Source organism: Streptomyces sp. NRRL S-337, assembly GCF_000720175.1.
GTDB classification, from domain to species: domain Bacteria; phylum Actinomycetota; class Actinomycetes; order Streptomycetales; family Streptomycetaceae; genus Streptomyces; species Streptomyces siderophoricus.
In genome coordinates this window covers 40810-64304 of record NZ_JOIX01000017.1, presented here as the reverse complement: position 1 = coordinate 64304, position 23495 = coordinate 40810, and the positions used below count along the sequence as shown (strand labels likewise).

The 23495-nt window shown below is 70.5% G+C and carries 24 protein-coding genes and 1 pseudogene; 14 read left to right on the top strand and 11 right to left on the bottom strand.

Translation table 11 applies throughout. The annotated features are described in order from the left end of the window. Window positions 1-50 precede the first annotated feature (50 nt). From IG62_RS50120 to IG62_RS0114940, 3 genes and pseudogenes are all read left to right on the top strand, one after another. Window positions 51-299: pseudogene (locus IG62_RS50120) on the top strand (IS982 family transposase); the annotation flags it as partial. 740 nt (window positions 300-1039) lie between these two features. After that, a complete protein-coding gene (locus IG62_RS41865; RefSeq protein WP_324604630.1) occupies window positions 1040-1855 on the top strand; it encodes an NADP-dependent oxidoreductase in 816 nt (271 codons plus the stop codon). A 199-nt stretch (window positions 1856-2054) separates the two neighbouring features. Beyond that, window positions 2055-2606 carry a GNAT family N-acetyltransferase gene (locus IG62_RS0114940; RefSeq protein WP_030802090.1) on the top strand — a complete coding sequence of 184 codons (552 nt, stop codon included), beginning with the start codon at window positions 2055-2057 and terminating at the stop codon, window positions 2604-2606. A gap of 79 nt (window positions 2607-2685) precedes the next feature. Here IG62_RS0114940 and IG62_RS44655 read toward each other — a convergent pair whose 3' ends face one another. The 4 genes from IG62_RS44655 to IG62_RS41860 are packed head-to-tail and all read right to left on the bottom strand — an operon-like array spanning window position 2686 to window position 4157. Then, window positions 2686-3147 (bottom strand): MerR family transcriptional regulator, encoded by a 462-nt coding sequence (locus IG62_RS44655; RefSeq protein ID WP_078872012.1) that lies wholly within the window; start codon window positions 3145-3147, stop codon window positions 2686-2688. Beyond that, on the bottom strand, window positions 3144-3470 hold the full coding sequence (locus IG62_RS0114930) for a hypothetical protein (RefSeq protein WP_030802088.1): 327 nt from the start codon (window positions 3468-3470) through the stop codon (window positions 3144-3146). Before IG62_RS0114930 ends, IG62_RS44655 begins: the two co-directional genes overlap by 4 nt. Before the next feature lie 2 nt (window positions 3471-3472). Further along, window positions 3473-3559 carry a hypothetical protein gene (locus tag IG62_RS49535; RefSeq protein WP_267887886.1) on the bottom strand — a complete coding sequence of 29 codons (87 nt, stop codon included), beginning with the start codon at window positions 3557-3559 and terminating at the stop codon, window positions 3473-3475. Beyond that, a complete protein-coding gene (locus IG62_RS41860; protein WP_267887884.1) occupies window positions 3537-4157 on the bottom strand; it encodes a response regulator transcription factor in 621 nt (206 codons plus the stop codon). Before IG62_RS41860 ends, IG62_RS49535 begins: the two co-directional genes overlap by 23 nt. 146 nt (window positions 4158-4303) lie before the next feature. On the opposite strand from IG62_RS41860, the gene IG62_RS0114920 reads away from it, so the two are divergent. Both IG62_RS0114920 and IG62_RS0114915 read left to right on the top strand, forming a co-directional pair. Continuing rightward, on the top strand, window positions 4304-5146 hold the full coding sequence (locus IG62_RS0114920) for a membrane protein (RefSeq protein WP_030802085.1): 843 nt from the start codon (window positions 4304-4306) through the stop codon (window positions 5144-5146). Between the two features lie 82 nt (window positions 5147-5228). Continuing rightward, window positions 5229-5567 carry a hypothetical protein gene (locus IG62_RS0114915; RefSeq protein ID WP_030802083.1) on the top strand — a complete coding sequence of 113 codons (339 nt, stop codon included), beginning with the start codon at window positions 5229-5231 and terminating at the stop codon, window positions 5565-5567. A 37-nt stretch (window positions 5568-5604) separates the two neighbouring features. On the opposite strand, the gene IG62_RS0114910 is transcribed toward IG62_RS0114915, so the two are convergent. Next, entirely contained in the window at window positions 5605-6993 is a 1389-nt protein-coding gene (locus IG62_RS0114910) for a sensor histidine kinase (protein ID WP_030802080.1), read from the bottom strand. After that, entirely contained in the window at window positions 6990-7661 is a 672-nt protein-coding gene (locus tag IG62_RS0114905; RefSeq protein WP_030802078.1) for a response regulator transcription factor, read from the bottom strand. The genes IG62_RS0114910 and IG62_RS0114905 overlap by 4 nt, the downstream gene beginning before the upstream one ends. Window positions 7662-8636: 975 nt before the next feature. On the opposite strand from IG62_RS0114905, the gene IG62_RS0114900 reads away from it, so the two are divergent. The 9 genes from IG62_RS0114900 to IG62_RS50110 all read left to right on the top strand — a co-directional run bounded on the left by IG62_RS0114900 (window position 8637) and on the right by IG62_RS50110 (window position 17281). Continuing rightward, window positions 8637-10082: an IucA/IucC family protein gene (locus IG62_RS0114900; protein WP_234326510.1), complete on the top strand. Its 1446-nt coding sequence runs from the start codon at window positions 8637-8639 to the stop codon at window positions 10080-10082. Then, window positions 10079-11800, top strand: coding sequence for an IucA/IucC family protein (locus IG62_RS0114895; RefSeq protein WP_030802073.1), 1722 nt, complete (start codon window positions 10079-10081; stop codon window positions 11798-11800). Before IG62_RS0114900 ends, IG62_RS0114895 begins: the two co-directional genes overlap by 4 nt. Continuing rightward, window positions 11797-13062, top strand: coding sequence for a type III PLP-dependent enzyme (locus IG62_RS0114890; RefSeq protein ID WP_030802071.1), 1266 nt, complete (start codon window positions 11797-11799; stop codon window positions 13060-13062). Before IG62_RS0114895 ends, IG62_RS0114890 begins: the two co-directional genes overlap by 4 nt. Beyond that, entirely contained in the window at window positions 13043-14350 is a 1308-nt protein-coding gene (locus IG62_RS0114885; RefSeq protein ID WP_030802069.1) for an MFS transporter, read from the top strand. The genes IG62_RS0114890 and IG62_RS0114885 overlap by 20 nt, the downstream gene beginning before the upstream one ends. Before the next feature lie 10 nt (window positions 14351-14360). After that, window positions 14361-15083, top strand: a complete 723-nt coding sequence (locus IG62_RS0114880) for a response regulator transcription factor (protein WP_030802066.1) — start codon at window positions 14361-14363, stop codon at window positions 15081-15083. Further along, complete coding sequence (locus IG62_RS0114875; protein ID WP_030802064.1) at window positions 15080-16501, top strand: sensor histidine kinase; 1422 nt, start codon at window positions 15080-15082, stop codon at window positions 16499-16501. Before IG62_RS0114880 ends, IG62_RS0114875 begins: the two co-directional genes overlap by 4 nt. A 108-nt stretch (window positions 16502-16609) precedes the next feature. Then, on the top strand, window positions 16610-16879 hold the full coding sequence (locus tag IG62_RS50115) for a transposase (RefSeq protein ID WP_420711067.1): 270 nt from the start codon (window positions 16610-16612) through the stop codon (window positions 16877-16879). Next, window positions 16761-17048, top strand: a complete 288-nt coding sequence (locus IG62_RS48640) for a hypothetical protein (RefSeq protein WP_234326508.1) — start codon at window positions 16761-16763, stop codon at window positions 17046-17048. The genes IG62_RS50115 and IG62_RS48640 overlap by 119 nt, the downstream gene beginning before the upstream one ends. Beyond that, complete coding sequence (locus IG62_RS50110) at window positions 17045-17281, top strand: hypothetical protein (protein ID WP_420711068.1); 237 nt, start codon at window positions 17045-17047, stop codon at window positions 17279-17281. Before IG62_RS48640 ends, IG62_RS50110 begins: the two co-directional genes overlap by 4 nt. 203 nt (window positions 17282-17484) lie before the next feature. Here the strand turns inward: IG62_RS50110 and IG62_RS0114865 are convergent, their stop codons facing one another. The 5 genes from IG62_RS0114865 to IG62_RS0114845 form a co-directional block, all read right to left on the bottom strand. Further along, window positions 17485-19194: an ABC transporter ATP-binding protein gene (locus IG62_RS0114865; protein WP_107052990.1), complete on the bottom strand. Its 1710-nt coding sequence runs from the start codon at window positions 19192-19194 to the stop codon at window positions 17485-17487. 14 nt (window positions 19195-19208) lie between these two features. Continuing rightward, on the bottom strand, window positions 19209-20084 hold the full coding sequence (locus IG62_RS0114860) for an ABC transporter permease (protein WP_030802059.1): 876 nt from the start codon (window positions 20082-20084) through the stop codon (window positions 19209-19211). Further along, a complete protein-coding gene (locus tag IG62_RS0114855; protein WP_030802057.1) occupies window positions 20081-21034 on the bottom strand; it encodes an ABC transporter permease in 954 nt (317 codons plus the stop codon). The genes IG62_RS0114860 and IG62_RS0114855 overlap by 4 nt, the downstream gene beginning before the upstream one ends. Next, window positions 21031-22602 (bottom strand): ABC transporter substrate-binding protein, encoded by a 1572-nt coding sequence (locus IG62_RS0114850; RefSeq protein WP_030802054.1) that lies wholly within the window; start codon window positions 22600-22602, stop codon window positions 21031-21033. Before IG62_RS0114850 ends, IG62_RS0114855 begins: the two co-directional genes overlap by 4 nt. A 70-nt stretch (window positions 22603-22672) precedes the next feature. Continuing rightward, window positions 22673-23485 (bottom strand): class I SAM-dependent methyltransferase, encoded by an 813-nt coding sequence (locus IG62_RS0114845; RefSeq protein WP_030802051.1) that lies wholly within the window; start codon window positions 23483-23485, stop codon window positions 22673-22675. Between the last annotated feature and the right edge of the window lie 10 nt (window positions 23486-23495).

Sequence of the window (23495 nt, the reverse complement as noted above, 5' to 3'; positions counted from 1 at the left end):
GATGTTTGTGCTGGCCGCGACCATGGCGAAGGGCGCCCGTTGGCTCGTGTGTGACGACAAACCTGGACGCCCTTCTGGCGGCACTGTACGTGTTCATCGACGACCATGTGGCCCCTTGTCGCCGGATCGGGCGACCCCCGAAACTGACGGACGGCGAACTGCTGTGCCTGGCCGTCGCCCAGGTCTTGCTGGGCTTTCCCTCGGCCCGGCACTGGATCCGCTTCGCCCACGCCCGGCTGGGACACCGCTTTCGCTACCTGCCCCAGCAGTCCGCCTACAACAAGCGCCTGAACGCTGCTGCGGCCGGCGGACAGACGGAGCTGTCGACACAGACGTTCACCGGCCCGACCGCCGAGCTCGACGGCGACTGCGTGCAGCCACTGTTTCGTGCCGATGCTGGAGCGTCGATATCGTTCGCTCAGCCCGCTGACCTGCTCGACGAAGGTTTTCCTCTTGCAGGAGGACCAGTCGCAGAAGAAGCGCCGCACCCGCAGCCTGACCTGCAACATAGGCCCGGTCAGAGGGCGTTCGGCCAGGCGACGCCCATACGAGGAGTGCACACGACGCGCTCTCGCCCAGCACCCCGGACAACGAGGCGCCGGCCCGCATGTCGCGGCCGACACCTCCAAAACGTCCGCAGCGAACGCGACCCGCTCCAACCGCACATCGATCCCGGGGGACAGACAGCACATCTTCGATCGCCTGGATCACCACGAAGCACGAAACCATGATGAAACGGTTCGTCGTACCCGCCGCTGACCTGGGGATTCACGGGTCTGCGGTCAGAGCCTTGAAAACGGCCCAGGGTGCTCTTGGCCCCTCACTCAGTTGTCTGGGGCGAGAACAGCCGCTTGCCGGTCCGGCACGCGGGCCATCGCCGCGTTCGGGAATCCCTTGATCATCACTGGTGTTGAGCCCTGCTGTCAGCACCCGTCGTGTGAAGGGCTTTTCGTGCGCGCCATAAGATCGATCGCTTCGGCACCCCCGACGTCCTCGACATCGTCGATGTGCCCGAGCCCGAACCCAGCCCAGGGACGTACTGATCCGGGTCATTGCTACCAGCATCAATCCCGTTGATGACAAGACGCGAGAGGGAGCCATCGGCGAAGGAACGCCGCCCCTGCCGATGACACTCGGCTGGGACCTGGCCGGCATCGTGGTCGACGGCGGCAGCACCGGGCTGCGCGCCGGTGAACGCGTGATCGCCATGTCGCATCAACTCAGTTCTGGCCGGGGGACCTGGGCCGACCTTGTCTCGCTTCCCGCACACGCGGTCGCCGCCGCGCCGCGGTCGGCCAGTCTGGCCGAGGCCGCCACGTTGCCGCTTCCCGGGCTGACGGCCTGGCAGACGCTGGACTGGTTGGCGGTCAAGGCCGGTGAGCGGCTGCTGATCGCTGGTGCCGCCGGTGCAGTAGGCGGGTTGGCGTTGCAGATCGCGCGGGCACGCGGCGCCAGGGTCGATGCTCTGGTTTCCCGTGATGTGCAGGTCGCCTTCGCCCGCGACCATGGTGCCGACCTCGTCACCACCGACGGCCATGCTCTCGAAGACCGCGGCTACGACGCCGTCTTCGACACCTTCGGGGCTTTCGTGATGGAGGCAGTGGCGGATGGCGGCCGGTACGCGTCGATCGCCACCCAAGCAGGCCCAGTCCCCGACCTGTCGTCCCGCGGTGTGCGCACCACCGTCAACCAGGTGCGCGAGGATGGAGCGGGATTGAACGAGCTGACCAAGCTCGTCGACAGCGGCTCCTTGCAGCTGCGTGTGCACTCCACCTACGGCCTCCAACGGATCCAAGCCGCCCACGCGCGGTTTCTCCAGGGCGGCCTGGCAGAAAAGATCACCGTGGTCTTCTGACCAAGTCTCACGGTCTTCCGACCCTTGATCTCCATACTGCTGCGCTGCCAAGTGCGGGAAGAAGGCCGGCGGATCAGAGGACCCGTCCCTCGTGGTCATCGACGTCCGGTCCGCGGGCGGCCGCCGGGGGCCGAAGGCCACCGGCCGGGCGGGCGTGCGAAGATCTAACGATCGGATACGCGTACTTCGAAGGATGGCTATGTTCGCGATTTCCCTGGGGGACGGGGCCGAGCTGCGGCCTTTGGAGCCGTGGCGGGCCGAGGAGTTCCTCGCGCACATGGACCGGGGCCGTGACTTCATCGGTGCGCACATGGAACTGCCCGACCTCGCCGCAGACTTGGACTCCGCCCGCAGCTATCTCCAGCTTTACGCCGACAAGGCAGCCTCCGACACCGGCCGACTGTATGGCATCTGGCTCGACGGCACCCTTGTGGGTGGCGTCTCCTTCCCGAAATTCGACGCCGCCGCCGGCATCTGCGAGGCAGGCTGCTGGCTGGAGCCTGCCGCCACGGGCCGGGGCCTGGTCGGACGTGCAGCACGGCTGATCATCGACTGGGCATTCAACGAACGCGGCATCCACCGCGTGCAGTGGTTTGTGTCGCCGAACAACACGCCCAGCATCAACGTGGCCAAGCGACTCGGCATGACCTGTGAGGGCGTCCTGCGCGAGACCTACCTCTACCGCGGCGTCCGCCACGACGCCGAGGTCTGGTCGGTGCTGGCGCCGGAGTGGCAAGCCTCGGACAGCTGAGCGGTCCTTTGGTTTGCCGTTTCTCTACGTTCACAGCTGTCGACAATTCGGCACTTGAGCTGCCCGGCGGGTGAGCGGCTCAGGCTTCACGGACGAAAGTCGCGCAGTCCGGACAGTCGTCGAGGTAGCGATGCCGACACTCAACGGTGTGCTGCAGGAAGGCAATTGCCTCCTGTCTCTGAACTACTTCTCCTTCGAGTTCAGCGATCTTCGCCCTCACGACTGCCTGCGCCGCTGATTTCTTCGGCGCCATGGCGGCGGTGACCTCGGGCAACGAGAGCCCAACGCGCCGCAGTTTCGGTACTGTGCGTGCCTGTTCCACTGCGCTGTCGTCGTAGACGCGGTAGCCGTTGCCATCGCGACGCACGGTGAGTGCCCCGACGTGTTCCCAGTGCCGCAGCACGTGGGCTTCGACTCCAAGTCCGGCGGCTACTTCCCCGATGGTCTTCCCGAGGCGCGCCTTGCCTTCATGTCGACCTGAACCCTTAGCGTCTCGATCATGCCTGATGCCACTGACCCCATGGGCCCCCTTGCCGTTCATCGATCCTGGTCACCGGCGCGGCTGGCAACCTCGGCCGTGAGGTCGTTGACCGCCTGCAAGGCCCTGCTCCGACCACCAGCCGCGCACGGGTCGTCGTACACCCCGACCCAGGTACCGGACCCGACGCGCGGCAACTCCATCGGGTCACGGGGATGGTGCACGTTAGCAGGGACGGTCACTGCCACCCGGTCGGCCAGCCGCTCCAGATCGCTCATCTCGTTCTGCCGGTACAGCCGCAGCGTTGCCACGGCCAGCGGCACCGAGAACAGCACCACCGCGCACACCACCGCGACGACGACTGCCTGGAGGATGCCGCGGCGCATGGTCAGCCCTCCCTGGGCGGGTCGAGCCGGTAGCCGAAGTGCCGCAGAGTCGTGATCCGTACCTGGTCACCCAGCTTGCGGCGCAGCACTGCCACATGGACGTCGAGCGTCTTGGTGGAAACCGAACCAGTTCTCGTCCCACACGTCGCTCATCAGCTCCTCCCGGCTCACCGCACGACCGGCGGAAGCGGCCAGCCGGACCAGCAGGTCGAACTCCTTGGGCCGCAGCTCCACCTCGCCCGCCGGGGTGAGGCAGCGTCGGGCCGCGCGGTCGATCAGCAAGCTGCCGTGCCGGATCCGGCCGGCGCCGCCTGTCCTCCCTGGTTCGGCACGCCGCAGATGGGCGACGATCCGGGCCTGCAGCTCGGCGAGGCGGAACGGCTTGGTCAGATAGTCGTCCGAACCCGATTCCAGCGCCTGGATCACATCCATCTCGCCGGTGCGGGCTGTCAGGGCAACGATCACGGCACCCCGCAGACGCTCCCGCAGGCTCCGGCACAGCTCGAATCCGTCCGCGTCCGGCAGCCCGAGGTCCAGCAACACCAGCTCGGCGGGCCCTCGTCCGGCACGCGCCAGCGTTGCCGCGCCATCAGGGCACCACTCACAGTCATGGCCCTGGGCGCGCAGCATCGCCGCGAGCCTGCGTCCGATGGCGTCATCGTCCTCGACGATCACGATCCGTGCCACGTCCTCACGCTAGCCGTGGACACGGCCCCGTACGACCGGGTGGTGGTGGGAGAGTCGGCCAGGGGCAGGTACAAGACGGCGAAGCCGGGTGTGGCGGAGGACCTGCTCAGGATGCGTTCAGGTTGCGGATGGCACGGTCGGGCACCATGACTACTGATATCCCTGGGGCCGTCGAGGCCCATGAGCCACCGGGCGCTGGCCCCGCCGGCGTCGGCCGTCGTATCCGCTGGAACAAGGTTCCCGAAGTCACCGTGTACTTCTGGGTAATCAAAGTCCTGTGCACCACCGTCGGCGAGACCGCGGCGGACCTGCTGAACGAGAAGCTGGGTTTGGGCCTGACGGGTGTGTCGTTGCTGATGAGCGTGCTGCTCATCGCGGTACTGGTGGCCCAGTTCCGTACCGCCGCCTACCGCGCCGGTGTCTACTGGCTCGCCGTGGCCCTGATCAGCGTCGTGGGCACCCTGGTCAGCGACAACCTCACCGACAACCTGGGCGTACCGCTGGAGACGAGCACGGTGGCCTTCGCAGTCGCCCTCGTGGTGGTGTTCGTCGCCTGGTACCGCAGCGAGCGGACGCTGTCGATCCACCATGTCGACACCACTCGTCGCGAGTCCTTCTACTGGCTCGCCGTCCTGTTCACCTTCGCTCTGGGGACCGCCGCCGGCGACCTGGTCGCCGAGCGGATGGACCTTGGCTACTGGATCTCCGCCGGGCTGTTCGCCCTGGCCATCGCCGCGGTCGCGGTGGCGCACTTCGCCCTCGGCCTGGATGCGGTGTGGAGCTTCTGGGTCGCCTACATCCTGACCCGCCCGCTGGGCGCGTCGATCGGCGACTACCTCTCCCAGCCCACCGCCGACGGCGGCCTCGGGCTGGGCACCGTGATCACCAGCGTGCTTTTCCTGGCGGTCATTCTCGGCCTGGTGGTGTTCCTGACGGTGACCCGGCGGGATGTGAGCGAGTCGGAGCGGCTCGCTCCGCAGGTCGGCTGACCAGCGGATTCGCCCGGGTGGGGTGCCGGTTCCTCCGTGTGAGGGGCCGGTTCCGCCGTCCGGGGCGGCTTCATGGGCGATCGTGCGCGTTCAGGGTGCGTCCGGCAGCCCCGGACTCGAAGACGCAAGCGGCACCCTGCTCGTCACGGGCGTGCTCGCCGTACTCGTCGCCCTCATGTGGGTGCCGGCCGTGTCGAACGTGCTGCTGTTCCGGATCGCGTTCGTCCTCACTCGCCCCCTCGGGGCCGCGGCTGGCGGCTTCCTCACCAAGCCCCTCGCCAAGGGCGGCCTGGACCTCGGGACGGCGGGCTCGTTCGGGGCTGTGCTCCTTGCTGTCCTGATCGTCCTCATGGGGCACGCACATGCGCAGGAGCGCAAGACTGCCGTCCCCGGGGACGAGGTCCGGACCGGCGTTTCCTGAACACCGCCGAGGTTCCCGGACGGGATCGGCCAGTCCATCAGCCGGCCGGCAGGCTGACCACGAAGCCCGCCCCGGGTGTGTGACCGGCGTTGTAGGTGACCTCACCCCCGGCGGAGCGGGCCAGGCGTCGCGCGAGCGGCAGTCCCAGGCCCGCTCCGCCGTGTCCGTCATCGGGGTCGGCGCGCCTGCCCGGCTGGAACAGCTCCGCGACGAAGGAGGCCGGGACACCGGGCCCGTCGTCGTCGACCTCCACACGTATCCCCTCCGGCTCCTGCGAGACCCGGAGGCCGACGACGGTGCGGGCGTAGCGCACCGCGTTGTCGACGAGCGGGCTGACGATGCGGTGCAGCAGCGTGGCGGGTACCCCGGCCACCAGCGCGTCCGGGCCGGTGACCGTGACGGCGGGCTTCCCGGCGGCAGTCAGGCGGTCCGTGAGTCGCCGCAGTTCGGCCATGACATCGGCCGTACCCGGAACGGTGTGTGCGGTGGCGCGTGCATCGTCGAGCAGGGTGTCGCAGATCGTGCGCATCGACTCGGCGGCGTCGGCGATGGACGCATGAGTGGTGCGGATCTCAGCGGTGGAGCGGGGACGTGCCTGCCACCAGTCGAGTTCGGCGGTGATCCGCGCCAGGGGATTGCGCAGCTCGTGGGACAGCTCCCGGGTGAGTTGTTGTTCATGACGCAGGACGGCACGGATCCGGTCCAGGAGCTCATCCAAGGAGGACCCGAGCCGTGCGAGCTCGACGGGGCGGCCCATGCCGCCGAAGCGTTGGTCGGAGGCGACCACGCTCCACAGGGTGGCTTGTTCGGTCATTGCCCCGACGGGACGCAAGGCGCGCCCCACCGCCAGCCGGGTAAGGACATAGGTGCACGCCAGGACGGCGCCGTCCAGGGCGAGGGAGGCGAACAGCAGGGTGTCGGCCGATGCGCGGTAAGGAGCGAGGTCCATGGCGGTGACGACGGCTGCAAGCGGGGTTCCTGCCCGTGCTGCGCCCACGGGTACGGTGCACAGCCGTATGGGGCCGTCGGCCTCCAGGTCGGCACACCGTTTGTCGCCGTGGGTGGCGAGCCGGGCGGCGGTGCGGGTGACCGCGGCGCCGGCCGGTGCGGAGGCGGGGTGCTCCAGGAGCCTGGTGCCGGCGTAGATCCACACGTTGGTGTCGAGGAGCGCGTCGTCCGGGGTCTCCAGGACCCGTACCGGGGCATGGCTGGTGTCGACGGTCGCGGCCACGCCGGCGGCCCGGGTGCGCAGCTCGTCGTCCGCCTGCTGCTGGAGGTGCTGGCGGACGACCGCGTTGAACACCACCGTCAGGATCACCATCACCAGCGCGGCGGTGGCGACCGCCACCAGGGACAGCCGGCCGCGCAGGGTGCGGGGGCGGCAGCGGGAGGCAAGGGCGAAGAGGGCAGGCGCGGCGGACTTCATGACAGACGGTGCCCCACCCCGCGGGCGGTGCTGATCGTCAGGGTGCTGCCCGCCTCCCGGATCTTGCGCCGCAGGCGGCTCAGATACTGGTCGAGCGTGTTGTCGCTGACCTGCGCGCCTTCCGGCCAGCCGGCTCTGACGAGCTCCCGTCTGCGGACCACCGCCCCCAGGCCGGCCATCAGCGCGGCCAGCAGTCGGAACTCGGTGGGTGTCAGAGCCACCTCGACGCCCCGTACAGACAGGCTGTGCTGAATTGGATCCAGGACCAGGTCGCCGGTGGCGGTGGTGGTGCCGGCGGCGGACTCCGACCGTTTGAGGGCGGCGCGCAGCCGAGCGGTGAGCTCGGCGAGGTGGAACGGCTTGGGGAGGTAGTCGTCACCTCCTGCGGAGAACCCGCTCAGGCGGTCGCTGAGCCCGTGGTGTGCGGTCAGGAAGACCACAGGGCGGAGGAATCCCTGCGCGCGCATCGCCTGGCAGACATCCCGTCCGTCCGCATCGGGCAGCCCGACGTCCAGCACCACCGCATCGACCGCACCCCCAACGAGCCGCAGGGCGGTGCCACCGTCCTGGGCGGCCGTCGTCCCGAACCCCTCGTCGCGCAGGCCACGCACCAGCACGTCCCGCAGAGCGTGGTCGTCCTCGACGACCAAGATGGTGGTGGGATGCAACGTGGGTCACCTCACAGGCCCGGGTCTCGAACCCAGGGGTTCTCCGCGCCACGCGCTCGACGGAAGAGGGGCACCGAGCACGGACGGCATTGAGCGACTACATACACGTAGACGGCCTGCGCCACTGTAGACGATGAAGGTAAGGCGGAAGTTCACCAGCGGGGGAAGCACGGGCCGTCCTGGTGGCGGAGCTCCACCCGGCCTCGCCCGGCCGCGGCCTCGACGAGCTGGCAACATCCTCGGCGCCCTGCCCCGAATCCTGGACACCTGCCAGGACAACGGCTGGCAGATCGGCCCGCCGGGCGACCACGGCATACCAACTATCGGCCGCGCTTCCGACCTCTCAGGTCAATACACCTGCCAGGACGTTACGAAGCGCCGACGGCGTCCAGACAAGGAGGTGGAGGTCGTGGGCGGCTTCGGCAGTGGACAAGATTGCGACGGTGAGGACTGCCACGGCGGCCATGAGCGCGGGATGGCGGTCGAGGGGCGGGCCGAGAAGCGCGGCAACGCGGCGCGGGACCGGGCCCGCGGTGAGCAGCGGGTTGTGGCGGCCGAGGATGCCGAGGGCGCCGCCCGGGACGCCGGTGCCCGCGGACGGGCTTCGGTTTCTTGGCCTGGCGCTGTCCGTCCCCTCTCCGTTTGCTGGCGCTGTGTTCACCTACCGCTGCGTAGCGTTGTCGAGGTGTGAGGAGCTGAGGTCATGGGGGTGCGCGGCGGCCTTGGCGCGGATGACGCATGCCCGACGCCACCGACTCGAAGGGACACATGATGCGGGATCTCCGTCCGTCCATGCAGCACGACGATCCGCCCCAGGGGGTGGTCGATGAAGTACGAGCAGCCCGCTCTGAGTTGGCGGGTCCGTTCTTACGCTCCCTGCCTGGGGCGCAGGCCACGGTGCTGGGCCGTCTGTGGGGGGCGTTCGCCCGGGAGCCACTGCCGGGAATCACCCGCCGGCGCCGCGCGGGGGGCACCGTGACCGTCTTCCTGGAGGACGGTGGGCGTCTGGTGGGTGATGCGGCCTGTGCCGAGAGGTTCGCCGAGGCGCCGTCCGGCTTCGCCGTGGAAACGCCCGCGGGACCGGTATCGGATCCGGTGCGGCTCCTTGCCACGCTGGGACTGTGCACCCCGGCGAGCCGCACACTGGGTGCGGAGCTGGCCAACAGCGTGGCCAACCTGGCCCTGGCCCGGGCCGCCGCCGATGACCGCCCGCTTGTGGTGCGCGACAGTGTGGATGCCGAGCAGGCCGTGGTCGACGGCCACCCCCAGCACCCGTGCTGCCGGACCCGTACCGGCATGTCGGCCGCCGAGGTCCTGGCCTACGCGCCCGAGCACCGGCCTGTGATCGATGTGCCCTTGTTGGCCGTTCCCGCCTGCCGGTGGCAGGAAGCCGGTGCGTGGCCCAGGGAACTGCGCGACGGCGACACGGTGCTGGTGCCGCTGCATCCCTGGCAGAGCGAGCATGTCCGCCCGCGGTTCGAGGGCCTGTCCTTGTCCGGCAGATCGGTCAGGGCGCGTCCGCTGATGTCCCTGCGCACCCTCGCCCCGCTGGGTGCGCTGCCGAACTGCCATGTCAAGACGTCGCTGGACGTGCAGGTGACGAACTACCGGCGCACCATCGCTCCGGCAGAGGTCGCCGATGGTCCCGTACTGTCCGACCTCGTGGCGGCGGTTGTCGACAAGTCCGGCCACGCGGACCGGCTGAGCGTGCTGCGGGAACTGGGGGGCGGGGCCGTGCGCGTGGGCGGGCAGCCGTGCCCGAGTCTGGCCGCGATGGTGCGGGAGTCGGCCGACCGGTATACGGGCCCGGGCGAGATCGCCGTTCCCCTGACCGCCGTATACGCCACCGACGCCGCCCTGATCGCCGGTGATCCGGTGGGCTGGCTCGGGGAGTTCGCGGAACTGGTGCTGCCGCCCGCGCTGACCCTGCTGTCCATGGGCGTCGCGCTGGAGGCGCACGGCCAGAACACCCTGATGGTGCTGCGGCAGGGCCGCCCGGTGCGCGTGCTGTACCGGGACCTGGACGGCGTGCGGGTGAGCGGACGGCGGCTGGCCGCGTGCGGTTTCGAACTGCCGCCACTTGCCGGGAGCCGTGCGGGGGAGGACGTGTTCGCGCTGCGGGCCAAGCTGTTCGGCGCGCTGCTGAGTGGCGTGTTCGGTGAGCTGGTGGCGGTACTGGCTCGACGGCGCGGAGCCGACCCGGATGCCCTGTGGGCCGTGGTCGCCGGTGTCGCCCGGGAGGTCTTCGGCGCATTGCGGGCCGAGGACGGCGACGAGGAAGCCTTCTTTGCCGCTACCTGGCCACTGAAGGCCACCACCGCGATGCGGCTCGCCGCCACCCCCGGCAAGGCACAGTGGGTGGCCGTGCCGAACCCGGTGACCGCCCACCGCGGCAGCACACGGGCGGCGGTCCGGCGATGACCCCTCCAACACTCGGCACGCCGGCCGCCGTCACCACCGATACCGCCACCGATACCGCCACCGCTACCGACACCGATGGCTGCACCGCGGACACAGTGACCGCTCACACCCTGCTCAACTGCCTCGTCCGCGAGGTCTCCGGCCCCGAACACCAGGCAACCGTCGCCGGCGGGCACCTGCTGGTGCGCCTGCCCCGGCGCGGAGTGCTGCTGCGGGTGGCACTGCGCCGGCTCTCGCTGATCGGCGCACACCGCTTCCGCGGACTGCCTGAGCGCCACGAAGACGCCTCCTGGTCCCCACTCGGCTCGGCCGCGCTGGCCGATCTGATCCGCGAGGAACTCGCCTTGCGCACCGGCACGGACAACGAGGAGTTCACTGCCCAGGTCGCCGCCAGCCGTACCACCATCCGCACCGTGCTGCACGCCCGGCTCAGTCACCAGCCGTCTTCCGACACCTACCTCGCCTCCGAGCAATCCCTCGTCTACGGGCACCGCTTCCACCCCACCCCCAAGTCCCGTACCGGAGACCCGCGTGAGTGGCTGGAGCACGGGCCGGAGACCGGCGCGCGGTTCCCGCTGCGCTACCTCGCCGCACGCCCTGAACTGCTGCGAGCCGAAGGCGACTCCGCTGCCCTGGACGGCCTGGGGCCGGACCGGCCGGACCGCGTCGTCCTGCCCGTCCACCCCTGGCAGTACAGGATGCTGTCCGGCCACAGTGCCCTGCGTGCCGCGCTCGCCCGCGGCGACGTGCACGATCTCGGTACCGGCGGTCCCCTGGTGGCGCCGACGGCATCGGTGCGCACCGTGTACGAACCGGGCGCGGACGTGTTCCTGAAGTTCAGTCTGAACGTGCGCCTGACCAACTGCGTGCGGAAGAACTCCGCCTACGAACTGTCCGGGGCCGTCGTCCTGAACGACGTCGTCCGGCCGGTGTTCGCGGCGCTGCGTGAGCGGTACCCGGGATGCGCCCTCCTGGGCGAGCCGGGATACCGCAGTGTCGACCTCGACGGCAGCCGCGACCTCCACGAAGGGTTCGGGGTGATCGTGCGCGAGGGCTTCGGCCGGCACCTGCCGCCCGGCGTCACCCCGCTGCTGGCCGCCGCCGTTGCCGACGAGTATCCCAACAGCCCGGCGCACATCTCCCGCCTCCTCGCCCGCCGGGGCACCGACCCGCTCGACTGGTGGGACACCTACCTCGGGCTGCTGCTGCCGCCGGTCCTGGCCGCGTACTTCGAGCACGGCGTCGTCCTGGAGCCGCATCTGCAGAACGTGCTAGTCGGCGTGCGCGCGGACGGCATGCCGACGCACGTCCTCTTCCGCGACCTGGAAGGCACCAAGCTCGTCCCCGAACGCCACGACCGGACGTTGGCCGCGCTGGACGAGGAGGTACGCGGTCCGCTGACCTACAGCGCCGCACGCGGCTGGGACCGTGTCGCGTACTGCCTGCTGGTCAACCACGTCGCGGAGATGGTCGGCGCGCTGGCCGACACCGCACCCGCGCTGGAGGCAGCCCTGTGGGGGATGGTCCACGACCACATCGCGGCCTACGGGGCCGACGCGGGCAACCCACCCCGGCTCAGGGCCCTGCTGTCCGGGGTGCCGTTGCCCGCCAAGGCAAACCTCCTGCTGCGCTGGGCCCGCCAGGCCGACCGGCATGCCACCTATGTACCGCTGCCCAGCCCCCTCTCCGACGACTTCCCCCGGCAGGTGACGCCATGAAGCCATACCTGGAGGATCACCTGCGTCACCTGGCCGAGGACGAACTCCCCGTGTACGTCCACGACTTGTCCGGCCTGCGTCGGCACGCTCAGGCGATCCGGGATGCGCTGCCCGAGCGGGTGGAGTTGTTCTACGCGGCCAAGGCGAATCCCGATCCCCGGCTGCTGGAGGTCCTGCGGGACGTCGTCGACGGCTTCGAGGTCGCCTCGGGCGGCGAGCTCCGGCATACCCGAAAGGTACTGCCCCGGGCCCACCTCGCCTTCGGCGGACCGGGCAAAACGGCAGCCGAACTGGCACAGGCCCTGGAACTCGGGGTGGAAAGGCTGCACGTGGAGAGCGAGCACGAACTGCGGATGCTCTGCGCGCTCGCCGCGGACCGCCCCGTGGAGGTGCTCCTGCGGGTCAATCTGCCCATCAGCCTGGGCGACGTGCCGCTGGCGATGGGAGGAAGACCCAGCCCCTTCGGCATCGATCCCTCCCACCTCGACGCCTGCCTGCGGCTCCTCGCCGCTCACCCCGGCATCCAACTGCGGGGCGTGCACGCCCACCTGGCCTCCGGACTGGACGCCACGGAACAGCTACGCGTCACCGAGCACGTTCTCGTCTGGGCCGCACAGTGGGCCCGGGCCCGGGGCATCCGGCTGAGCGAAGTCAACGTCGGGGGAGGAATGGGCGTGGACTACGCCGACCCGGGCTGCCTGTTCGACTGGCAGGTCTTCGGCACCGGGTTGCACCGCCTCCTGGACGGCCACCCCGGACTGACGGTGCGCATCGAACCGGGCCGGTCGGTGAGTGCGTACTGCGGCTGGTACGTGACACGGGTACTCGACGTCAAGCACAGCCAGGGTGAGGCGTTCGCCGTGCTGGCCGGCGGCACCCACCATCTGCGCACCCCGGCTGCCAAGAGCCACAACCAGCCCTTTGAGGTCGTGGCCACCGATGACTGGCCGTGGCCGTGGGCGCGGCCGGCCGCCGCAGGGGAGCCGGTGACGCTGGTGGGGCAGTTGTGCACGCCGAAGGACGTCCTCGCCCGGCGGGTACCCGTCGAGCGGCTGCGGGCGGGCGACCGCGTGGCGTTCGCGGTGGCCGGAGCGTACGCGTGGAACATCTCCCACCACGACTTCCTCATGCACCCGGCGCCCGGTTTCCACTACCTGGACGCCGCGTCCCCGGATCTCGTGCGTCCGAGCGCCGAGGCTTCCCCGTCCGCCGTACACGCCCAGCCCTCCAGGGGAGGCCGCCTTGCCCAGCGCCGCGGCTGACGCCCCGGAGACGGCGGCGCCACCCCCTGATCGACCTGCTCCGCATGCCCTGCGCGTCCGCGCCTTCCGCCGGTACGTGATCGGACAGCTGGTGTCGAACACCGGAACGTGGATGCACCGGGCGGCGCAGGACTGGCTGGTCCTCCAGCTCACCGGGCACAGCGGAACCGCCGTCGGCATCGTGACCGCTCTGCAGTTCCTCCCCCAGAGTCTGCTCGGTCTGTGGGGAGGCGTCATCGCCGACCGGTACCCCAAACGCACTCTGCTGCTCACCACCCAGAGCCTCATGGCCGGCCAGGCTCTGCTCCTGGGAATGCTGACGCTCGGCGACACCGTGCGCCTCTGGCACGTCTACGCCCTGGCTGTGGCCCTTGGGGTGGCCACCGCGCTGGACGGGCCGGCGCGCAACGCCTTCATCGGCGAGTTGGTCGGCCGCGAACGGCTGCCCAGCGCCGTCAGCGTGAACGCAGCACAGTTCAACGCTGCCCGCGTCCTCGGCCCGGCCGCCGCCGGGGTGACCATCGCCGCCCTCGGCAGCGGCTGGGTCTTCCTGCTGAACGCCGTGTCGTACGCGGCGGTCCTCACCGGGCTGGCAACGATGCGGACCGGTGACCTGGGCCTCGCCTCCGCTCCCCGCCGCGCGGCGAAGGACATACGGCTGACCGACGCACTGCGCCACATTCGCACGACTCCCACGCTGCGCCGCACGATCCTCCTGACCGCCGTCATCGGCACGTTCGGCCTGAACTTCCAGGTGACGGTCTCCCTCATGGCCACCACCGAATTCCACACCGGCGCGGCGGCCTTCGGCGCGCTGTCCTCCGCCTATGCCGCGGGCAGCCTCTTCGGGGCCCTGCGGGGCGCGGGCCGCCGCCGACCGCCCTCGCTGCGGTTGCTCGTGGGGTGGGCCGCAACGTTCGGTCTGCTCGAGGCCGCGACCGGCGTGATGCCCACTCCCGTCGCGTGTGCCGTGGTGCTGGTGCCGACCGGTGCCGCCGCCGTCCTGGTGACCACCATGGCGAACACGCTCGCCCAGCTCACCACCGACCCGGACATGCGCGGGCGCGTCCTGTCCGTTTACTTCCTCGTCCTCCTCGGGGGCACCCCTCTCGGTGCCCTTCTGATCGGCTGGATCGCCCAGGCCTTCGGCGCCCGCTACGGCCTCCTCCTCGGCGGCACGGCCAGCCTGCTGGCCGCCGGCGCCGTCGCCGCGGCGACCCGGGCATCCGCTCACCCGAATGGGGAAGACTCCCGTGATCCGGTCACCGCAGGTCTCCGGGATGTGTGACCCTGCCGCCATGCGGGTGCTGCTCATCGAGGACGACAACGCCATCGCCGAGCCCCTGGCCGAGGGCCTGGGCCGCTACGGCTTCGCGATCGACCGTGTCGGCACCGGAGCGGCCGCCCTCGCCGCGCCGGTGCCCGACATGGTCCTGCTCGACCTCGGGCTGCCCGACATGGACGGCATCGACGTCTGCCGTACGCTGCGCAGCCGCTCCCGCGTACCCATCATCATGATCACCGCCCGGGGTGACGAGACGGACCGCGTCGTCGGGCTCGAACTCGGCGCCGACGACTACCTCTCCAAACCCTTCGGGCTCAGGGAACTCGTCGCCCGCATGCGCGCCGTCACCCGCCGAGCCCGGCCGACCGACACGATCTCCCCCGGTATGTCCTCCGGCGGCGGGACGGGGCCTACCGGCAGCACACCCCAGTGCGTCGGAGACCTCCTCATCGACCGGCGGACCAGAAAAGTCCATGTCGCAGGGGTGCACGTCGCGCTCGCCCCCAAGGAGTTCGACCTTCTCGCCCTCCTTGCCGAGGACCCCGGCGCCGTCTACTCGCGCCAGCACATCCTCGACACCGTCTGGGATCCCAACTACTTCGGCCCCACCAAGACCCTCGACGTCCACATCGCCGCCCTGCGCCGCAAACTGGGCAGCCCCACCTGGATCGAGACCGTCCGCGGAGTTGGCTTCCGGCTGACCGTATCCTCCGGCGGAGGCGAAGACCGCCGGTGATCCGCCGGGTCCTGCTCAGCTATCTCACGCTCACCTTGCTCGTCCTGCTGACCCTGGAGATTCCCTTCGGGATTCTCTACGCCCGCAGCCAGACCGCCGCACTCACCACCACCCTCGAACGCGACGCCGTCGTCCTGGCCGAACTCGCCGAGGAAGACATCGAGAACGCGGACACCCGCGCGCTGCCCCACCTGCTGAACGGCTACACCCGACACAACGACACCCAGGCCGTCGTCGTCGACCGTCACGGCACCGTCCTCGCCACCACCCCGACGGCCACGCCCGCGCCCTCACGGAATCTGGCCGGCGCACCGGACATCATCGCCGCACTGCACAACCACCCCACCAGCGGCATCAGACACCACTCCCGCTCCGGCGACGAAGCTCGCTACGTGACCGTGCCCGCCGCCTCCGGACCCACCGTCCGCGGAGCCGTCCGGATCAGCGCCCCCACCCGTGGCACCACGGCACGCATCCACACTGCCTGGGCCCTGCTGGCCGGCGCCGGACTCGCCGTCCTCGCCGCCATGACCGCGATAGGACTCACCCTCGCCCGTTGGACCACCCGGCCCGTACGCGAACTCGAACACGCCACCGCCCAGCTCGCCGACGGCACGCTGACCGAACCACCCGCAGCCGACATCGGACCGCTCGAACTCCGCCGCCTCGCCACCACCTTCAACCACACCGCCACCCGCCTGCAGCACCTCCTCCGCGCCCAGCACCGATTCGCCGCCGACGCCTCCCACCAGCTCAAAACCCCCCTGACCGCACTCCGCCTCCGCCTGGAGAACCTCGAACCCGACATCCACGCCGACGCCCGGCACCACCTCGACCACGCCATCGCCGAAACCGACCGCCTCGTCCGCATGGTCCACGGCCTCCTCGCCCTCGCGCGCCTGGAAGAAGACGACACCGCCCCCACCCCCGTAGACGCCGACGCCGTCCTCAACGACCGGGTCGGGACCTGGTCCGCCTTCGCCACCGACCAGGACGTCACCCTCCGCCTCACCGGCGAACCTGCCGGCCATGTCCAGGCCGTTCCCGGAGCGCTGGAACAAATCCTCGACAACCTCCTGGCCAACGCGCTGCGCGTCACACCCCCCGGAAGGACCGTCACCCTCCACCGCACCTCGACCCGGGCCCCACGCCACCGCACAACCTCACCCGTGGAGCTCCACATCATCGACCAAGGCCCCGGCATGACAGCCACCGAGCGCGAACGCGCCTTCGACCGCTTCTGGCGCGCGCCCAACACCTCCCCCGGCGGCACCGGGCTCGGCTTGACGATTGCCCGCCAACTCGCCCAGGTCAGCGGCGGAGCCATCGAACTCCACCCTCACCCCACCGGTGGCCTCGACGCAGTAATCCACCTGCGCCCCGCCCCACGGCCAGACCGCGTCTCACATCACCGGTGAAGCATGCGGATCTGCCCCGGCACGAAGCCTAAGAGCGCATCTGATCCAGAGAGCGGGTAGTTCGGGATGATTTTTTGACCGACGGCCTTGGCTGTCGTTGCTCGGTGTGTGAGTGCTCGTCGTACGTACCGCAGTGACGTGTCCGATGCCCGCTGGGCCTTGATCGAGTCGATCTTCGCCGCCTGGCGGGAGAAACGCACGGGACCTGGCACGGCAGCCCGGGTGCATGAGCTGCGGGAGATCGTGAACGCGATCCTCTATGTCAACCGCACCGGCATCCCATTGGGAGTACCTGCCGCACGACTTACCGCCCTACAAGGCCGTGTACAAGACCGTGTACGACTACTACGCCAAGTGGGAAGCGGACGGCACCACTGAGCTGGTCCACAACTTGCTACGGGACAAGACCCGCCGGACCCACGGCCGCAGCACGGAGCCGACCGCGGCCGTGGTGGACGCGCAGAGGGTGAAGACCTCGGGCAACGTCGCCGAGATCAGTCAGGGCATCGACGTGGCAAGAAGCTCAAAGGACGCAAGCGGCACCTGATCAGCGGCACCCTGGGCCTGGCCTTGGCCGTCCTCGTTACCGCCGCCTCGGTCCACGACTCCGCCGGCGGCAAGCAACGCTCACGTCCGGCAGTCAGCCCGGCGCACGCGAACACCGCCACCGCGGCTGCCGCCAACGCCCACCCCGGCAGCGCCGGACCGGACATCACGGCATGCCCCGCCGCGGACAGCACGACGCAGACCGCGGCCCGGACATATCGCAGTGCACGGTGAGAGGCATGACGCCGACATCATGACTAGGATCCTCACCCGTTTCGGACAGGGGGTGGCTCAATACCGACCAGGTGCACGGAGAGGATCACCCTGAGCGCCCCCCTGATCTGTGCGACGACTGCTTCGCTGCCCGCATCCACACTCGACGCCGGCCCTCCGCGCCCGCGCCCCGTCGGTCCGCTGGGCTTCCGGACCGTGCTCGGTCAACCTTTGGGCCCCGCGCTGTTGGCCCCTCTGCTGGCCAGGTGGCCCGGCGTGGTGGGCCCGGCGGGGACCGGGGTTGTGCGGCCTGTTGTCTCGTGCGCGTCGGGGCAGCGCCCCGCTCCCGCCCCCAGCCGTCTCGTGGTCGCCATGAGTGAGATGGTGAAGGGATGCCTCGGATCGGTGAGGAGCTGCCGTGCCGGGCCCTGTTCGACGACCTCTCCTGCGTCGAGAACGGCGATGCGGTGAGCCAGGGCCGCGGTGGCCAGGTCGTGGGTGATCAGGATCAGGGAGAGGTCTTCGCGGTCGCGGAGCAGTGCCGTGAGGGTGTCGAGGATGCCGCGGCGGGTGACGGTGTCCAGGCCGGAGGTGATCTCGTCGCAGATGAGGACGCGGGGGCGGGCGAGCAGGGCGCGTGCGAGGGCGGCGCGCTGGAGTTCGCCGCCGGACAGCTGGCCGGGGCGTCGGTGGGCGAGTTGTTCGGGGAGGCCGAGGTGGGTGAGAGCGGCCAGGGCCTCGGCTTGTGCGGTGCCATGGTCGGCGGCGCGCAGACGTATCGCGGTGCGCGCGACCTGGTCGAGGACGGTGCGGTGTTCGTCGAAGGCGGCGCGTGCGTCCTGGAAGACGTACTGCACGGCCGCCAGCTGCGCTCGGCTGCGGTGGCGCAGGCTGCGCGGCAGGGGAGTGCCGTCGAGGAGGGTCTCTTCGTCGTGCTCGCGGTGAAGGCCGGCCAGGCAGCGGGCGAGAGTGGTCTTGCCGCTGCCGGAGCGGCCGACCATGGCCAGGCATTCGCCCGGGCGGAGGTCGAGCTCGGGGGCCCGTAGGACCACGGTCGTGCCGCGTGTGCCGTTGCGGTGGCGGGCGGTGAGGTTGCGTACGCGGAGGACGGCCTCTCGGGTCGCGGTCTCCGCGGCGGTGTCGGGATCAGCGAACGTGGGCTGTTCGTCCAGTAGTTGGCGGGTGTACTCGTGTCGGGGCGCGAGCCACAGGCGCTCTGCCGGAGCCGACTCCACGACCCGGCCCTCCCGCATGACGATCACCTCGTCGGCGAGGGCACGCACCACGTCGAGGTCGTGGCTGAGCAGGACGACGGCGATGCCGCGTGCCGCCACGGCCGCGAGCTGGTCGACGATGCGGCTCTTGGTCAGGGGGTCCTGTCCGGTGGTGGGCTCGTCGGCGACGATGACACGGGCGCCGAGCAGAAGGGCCTGGGCGAGCACGACGCGTTGCTGTTGGCCGCCGGAGAGCTGGTGGGGGTAGCGCCGCAGCAGGGTTTCGGCGTCCGGGAGTTGGGCTTCGGTGAGGGCCTGCAGGACGCGTTCGCGGGCTGCCGCTCGGCGTTCGGCACGGGGGAGGTGGCGTACCTGCGCGCGGGCGATGTCGGTCAGGAGGGCGGCGATCCGGCGGGCGGGGTTGAGGACGGCCGCCGGGTGCTGCGGGATGTAGCCGACCAGGCCGTCGGCGACCAGCTGGAGGTTGCCGGTCACCTGGGCGCCGGGCGGGTACTCGCCGAGCAGGGCGAGGCCCGTGGTGGTCTTGCCGCTGCCGGAGGCGCCGACCAGGGCGGTGACCTTGCCGGGCCGGGCGCGCAGGGTCACTCCGTCGACGATCGCCCTGCCGCCGACCACGACGCGCAGATCGCGGACCTCCGTCACAGGAGCGGTGATGCCTGGGTCGGGAGAGGCGCCTGGCGCACCCGTTCGCTCCGTCATGTCGTTCTCCTGGTTCACGGACGTACGTCACTCCCTGCTCGGCTCCGAAGGGTTTTGGTCGTTGCGTTCCGGCGTCCTGCACCCCGGGCCCGGGCGTGCCCGGGGCCGTCGTCCAGCGCGGCGTCGAAGAGCAGGTTGGTGCCCATCGTCAGGGCCACGATCAGCAGGGCGGGAACGACCACGGCCCATGGCTGGACGAACAGGCCGATGCGGTTGCGGTCGACCATGACCGCCCAGTCGGCGGCGTCCGGCGCGACGCCGACGCCGAGGAAGGCGGCCGTGGCGACCAGGTACAGCACACCGGTGAGCCGGGTTCCGACGTCGGCGACCAGCGTGCGCAGCATGGCGCGGGCGACGTAGCCGACGGCCATGCGCCACCACGTTTCGCCCTGCATGCGCAGCGCCTCCACCACGGGGCGTGCCGCGGCTTCCGCGGCGGCGGCACGCACGATGCGGGCCGCGTCCGGCACGTTGACCAGCGCGACCATCAGCGCGAGTCCGACAGGACCGGGTGTGAACACGGACGCCACCAGCAGGATCAGAAGGAGTGACGGCACGGCGAGCAGCACGTCCAGGGGCCGCATCAGCAGTTCTTCCAGCCAGCGGCGGTGGGTGAGCGCGCCGAGGAGGCCGACCGGGAGGGCGACCAGGTAGCAGAGCGCGGTGGCGGCCAGGGCGGTGACGACGACCGGACGGCCGCCGTGCAGCACCTGCTGCCACACGTCCCGCCCCACGAAGTCGGTACCCAGCCAGTGCCCGTGGCCGAAGGTGAAGGACGTGGCCCGTGGGCCCGGGTCGCCCGTGAACAACGGGCCCAGGAGGGCCAATGCGAGAGGTACGGCGATGATGGCCGTACCGAGGGCGAAGCGGCCCGTGCGCGAGGACTTCACGCGGCCACCCCCGCCCTCGGCGCGAGACGGTGGGCGACCAGGTCGGCGCCGAGATTCAGGACGACGGTCAGGACGCCGAACAGCACGGCGAGGCCCTGCACGACGGGCACATCGCGCTCGGCGACGGCGTTGAGCAGCACCGTGCCGAGTCCCGGGATCGTGTACAGCGCCTCGACGACGATCACGCCGCACAGCAGCCAGTCGATGGTGCGCGCGAGGTGCTGCGCGGCGGGGGCGAGGGCGCCCGGCAGGGCGTGGGTGAGGTGGATACGGGCCCCGGAGATGCCGTAGCGACGGGCCTGTGCCACGTACGGGGAGGCAAGCGCGTCGATCATGCCGGCGCGCACCAACCGGGTCAGCGAGCAGACGGGGCGGGAGAGCAGGACCAGGACGGGCAGGACCAGGGCGGCGGGGTGGGCGAGCAGATCCGTGCCGTAGCCGACGGCGGTCGGCGGCAGCCAGCCCAGCCGGAGCGCCAGGACAGTCACCAGCAGCACCCCGAGGGCGAACTCCGGTACGGCATACACGGCGAGCGTCATCGAGCTGACCAGCCGGTCGATCAGTCCTCCGGCGTGGCGGGCGGCCAGGATGCCGAGGCCGAAGCCGAGCGGGACGAGCAGCGCCACGGTGAGGGTGGCCAGCAGCAGGGTGGGGCCGAAGCCGCCGGTGAGGTACGAGCTCACCGGGCGGCCGGAGGTGAGCGAGGTACCGAGATCACCGTGGAGCAGACCGGTCACCCATTCGATCAGCCGTTCCGGGGCGGGCCGGTCGAGGTGCATCGCCTTGCGGATGGCCTCGATGCGCGCGGAATCCGGCTGGTCTCCGGCCAGAGCCACGGCGGCGTCGCCCGGCAGTGCCTCGGTGAGCGCGAAGATCAGGAGCACCACGGCCGTGGTCTGCACGATGCCGAGGAGCAGCCGCCGGGCAACGAGGGAGCGCAGTCCCCTCACGCCAGCCACACCTTGTCGAAGCGGGCCCAGTCCAGGGAGTTGGCAGGAGCCTTGGCCTCAACCCCCCTGACTTTGCGGGCCGTTCCGAGGATCCAGTCCGCGAAGCCCCAGATGAGGAAGCCGCCTTCGGCGTACAGACGGTGCTGCATGCGTGCGTACACGGCCGCCCGTTCGGTCTTGTCACGGGTGGACTGTGCCTGCTGGTAGAGCGCGTCGAAGTCCTTGTGCTTCCACTTGGTGGCGTTGGTGGCGGAGTCGGTGAGGAGGCGCTGGGAGATGTGGGCGTCGATGGGCATGGCGCCGGAGCGATAGCAGCACAGGGTGCCGTTGTCGAGGGTGTCGCTCCAGTACGAGTCCTTGCTGCCCATCTTCACGTCGAGGGTGACGCCCGCCTTCGCTGCCTGGTCGCGGAAGATGCCGGCCGCCTCGGTGAACCCGGCGGCGACGGCCGAGGTGTCCAGGGTGACCTTCAGCTTCTCGGCGCCGGCCTGCTTGAGCAGGGCACGAGCCTTGTCGAGGTCCTGGTGGCGCTGCGGGAGGCTGTCGGCGTAGTACTCGTAGCCCTTGCCGAACAGGTCGTTGCCGATCTCCCCGGCGCCGGACAGGGCGCCGTCGACGAGTTCCTTGCGGTCGGTGATGAGGAAGAATGCCTGGCGCACGCGCTTGTCGTCGAAGGGCGGCCGGTCGGTCTTCATGCAGAACGCCTGCATGGCGCTGTTGCGGAGCCGGACGATCTCGATCTGCCCCTTGCCCTCGTGGGCACGGGCGGTGGTGGGGTTCAGCTCGTGCGCGTACTCGACCTGGCCGCCGAGAAGGGCGTTGACACGGGCGGACTCCTCGTTGGCGACGACGAATTCGAGCTCGTCGAGGTGGGGTGCGCCGTCCCAGTAGTCGTCGTAGCGGCGGAAGACGGCCGAGCGGCCGGGCGCGAAGGAAACGAACCGGAAGGGGCCGGAGCCGATCGGCTTCTTGTCGAAGTCGGAGGCGTGCTCGGGCACGATGTACGCCCCGAAGGCGGCCAGGACGTTGGGGAATTCGGCAGTTGGCCGCTTGAGTACGAACTCGATGCTGCGCCGGCCGGTGGCACGGCTGGCGTCGAGGTCGATGGGTTCCAGGGATGCCTTGGCGCGGAACGCCTTCTTCGGGTCGGCGATGCGCCGGTAGCTGTAGAGGACGTCCTGGGCCGTGACCGGCTTGCCGTCGTGGAAGGTGGCCTCGCGCAGGGTGACCCGCCAGCGGTCCAGGGTCTTGTTCGACTCCCACTTCGCGGCGAGGCGGGGCCGGGCGGACAGGTCGGCGCCGTAGTCGGCGAGCTTGTCGAAGAGCGCCTTGGCGCGGGCGACGTCGACGAACAGGTTGGACAGGTGCGGGTCGAGGGTCTCGCCGGCGCCACCGCCCGCGAAGGCGGCGCGCAGCCGCCCGCCCCGCTTGGGCGTGCCGCCCTTGTCGTCCTGGCCCTTGTTCCCGGAGCCGCCGCAGCCGGTCAGGGCCAGTGCACCCAGTGTGGCCGCTCCGGTGGCGGTGAGGAATCCGCGGCGGCGCAGGCCGGGGAAGCGTTCATCGGGCATGAAGGTGTCCTTGTGGTGTGGTGTGGTGGGGATGAGGTGTCAGCCGGAGGTGGCGAGTCGCGACGAGGGGTCAGCAGCGGGTGGCGATTCGCGCGACGAGATGCAGGCGGTCGGCGTCGGTCGTCTCGCCCGGCAGCCGGCCCTCGCTCCAGGCGGGTTCGGTGCGCGGGCCGGGGCCGTCGTGCAGTTCGAGGACCTCGAACCCGTGCGTGGCGAGGACGTGCCGCAGTTCCTGGGGGAACAGCAGTCGCCAGGCGGAGCGCTGCTCGACGGCCTCCGGCCCGCCGTCGGCGGTCCATACGCGCGTACGGCGCAGGAGCTGGGCCGTACGGTCCACGGTGAGCGTGGTCGTTGAGCGGTACGCGGTGCCCTGCCAGGTGAAGCGGTTGACGGTGGGTGCATCGAGGAGGTCGGTGCGGCCCAGGAAGTACGCGCCGTTGCGCATCTCCGCGACCAGCAGGCCGCCGGGGACCAGAGCGCGGCGGCAGGAGGACAGGAAGCTGTCCAGCTGGTCGTTGGTGTGGCAGTACAGCAGGGAGCTGTCCAGGCAGATCACGGCGTCGAAGTCGTCCCGGCCCAGATCGAATCGGTGCAGGTCGGCGCGGACGTAGTCCGGCCCGGCGTGGTGCGTGCGGGCGTAGGTGAGCATCGCCTCCGACAGATCGGCCGCGGTCACCTTGCGGCCGGCGTCGTGCAGATGGGCGGCGTCGCGGCCGGTGCCGCAGCCCATGTCCAGTACGCGCGGACCGGCGCCGTGCCGTCGCAGGCAGTCCTCCGTCCAGCGTCCGGCGAGTCGTTCGGGGTCGGGGAAGCGGGTCTCGTACAGCTCGGGGTGGTCGGTGAGCAGGTTGTGGGCGGCCGCCGTGGTCGTCGTGGAGGGCATGTCGGTTCCT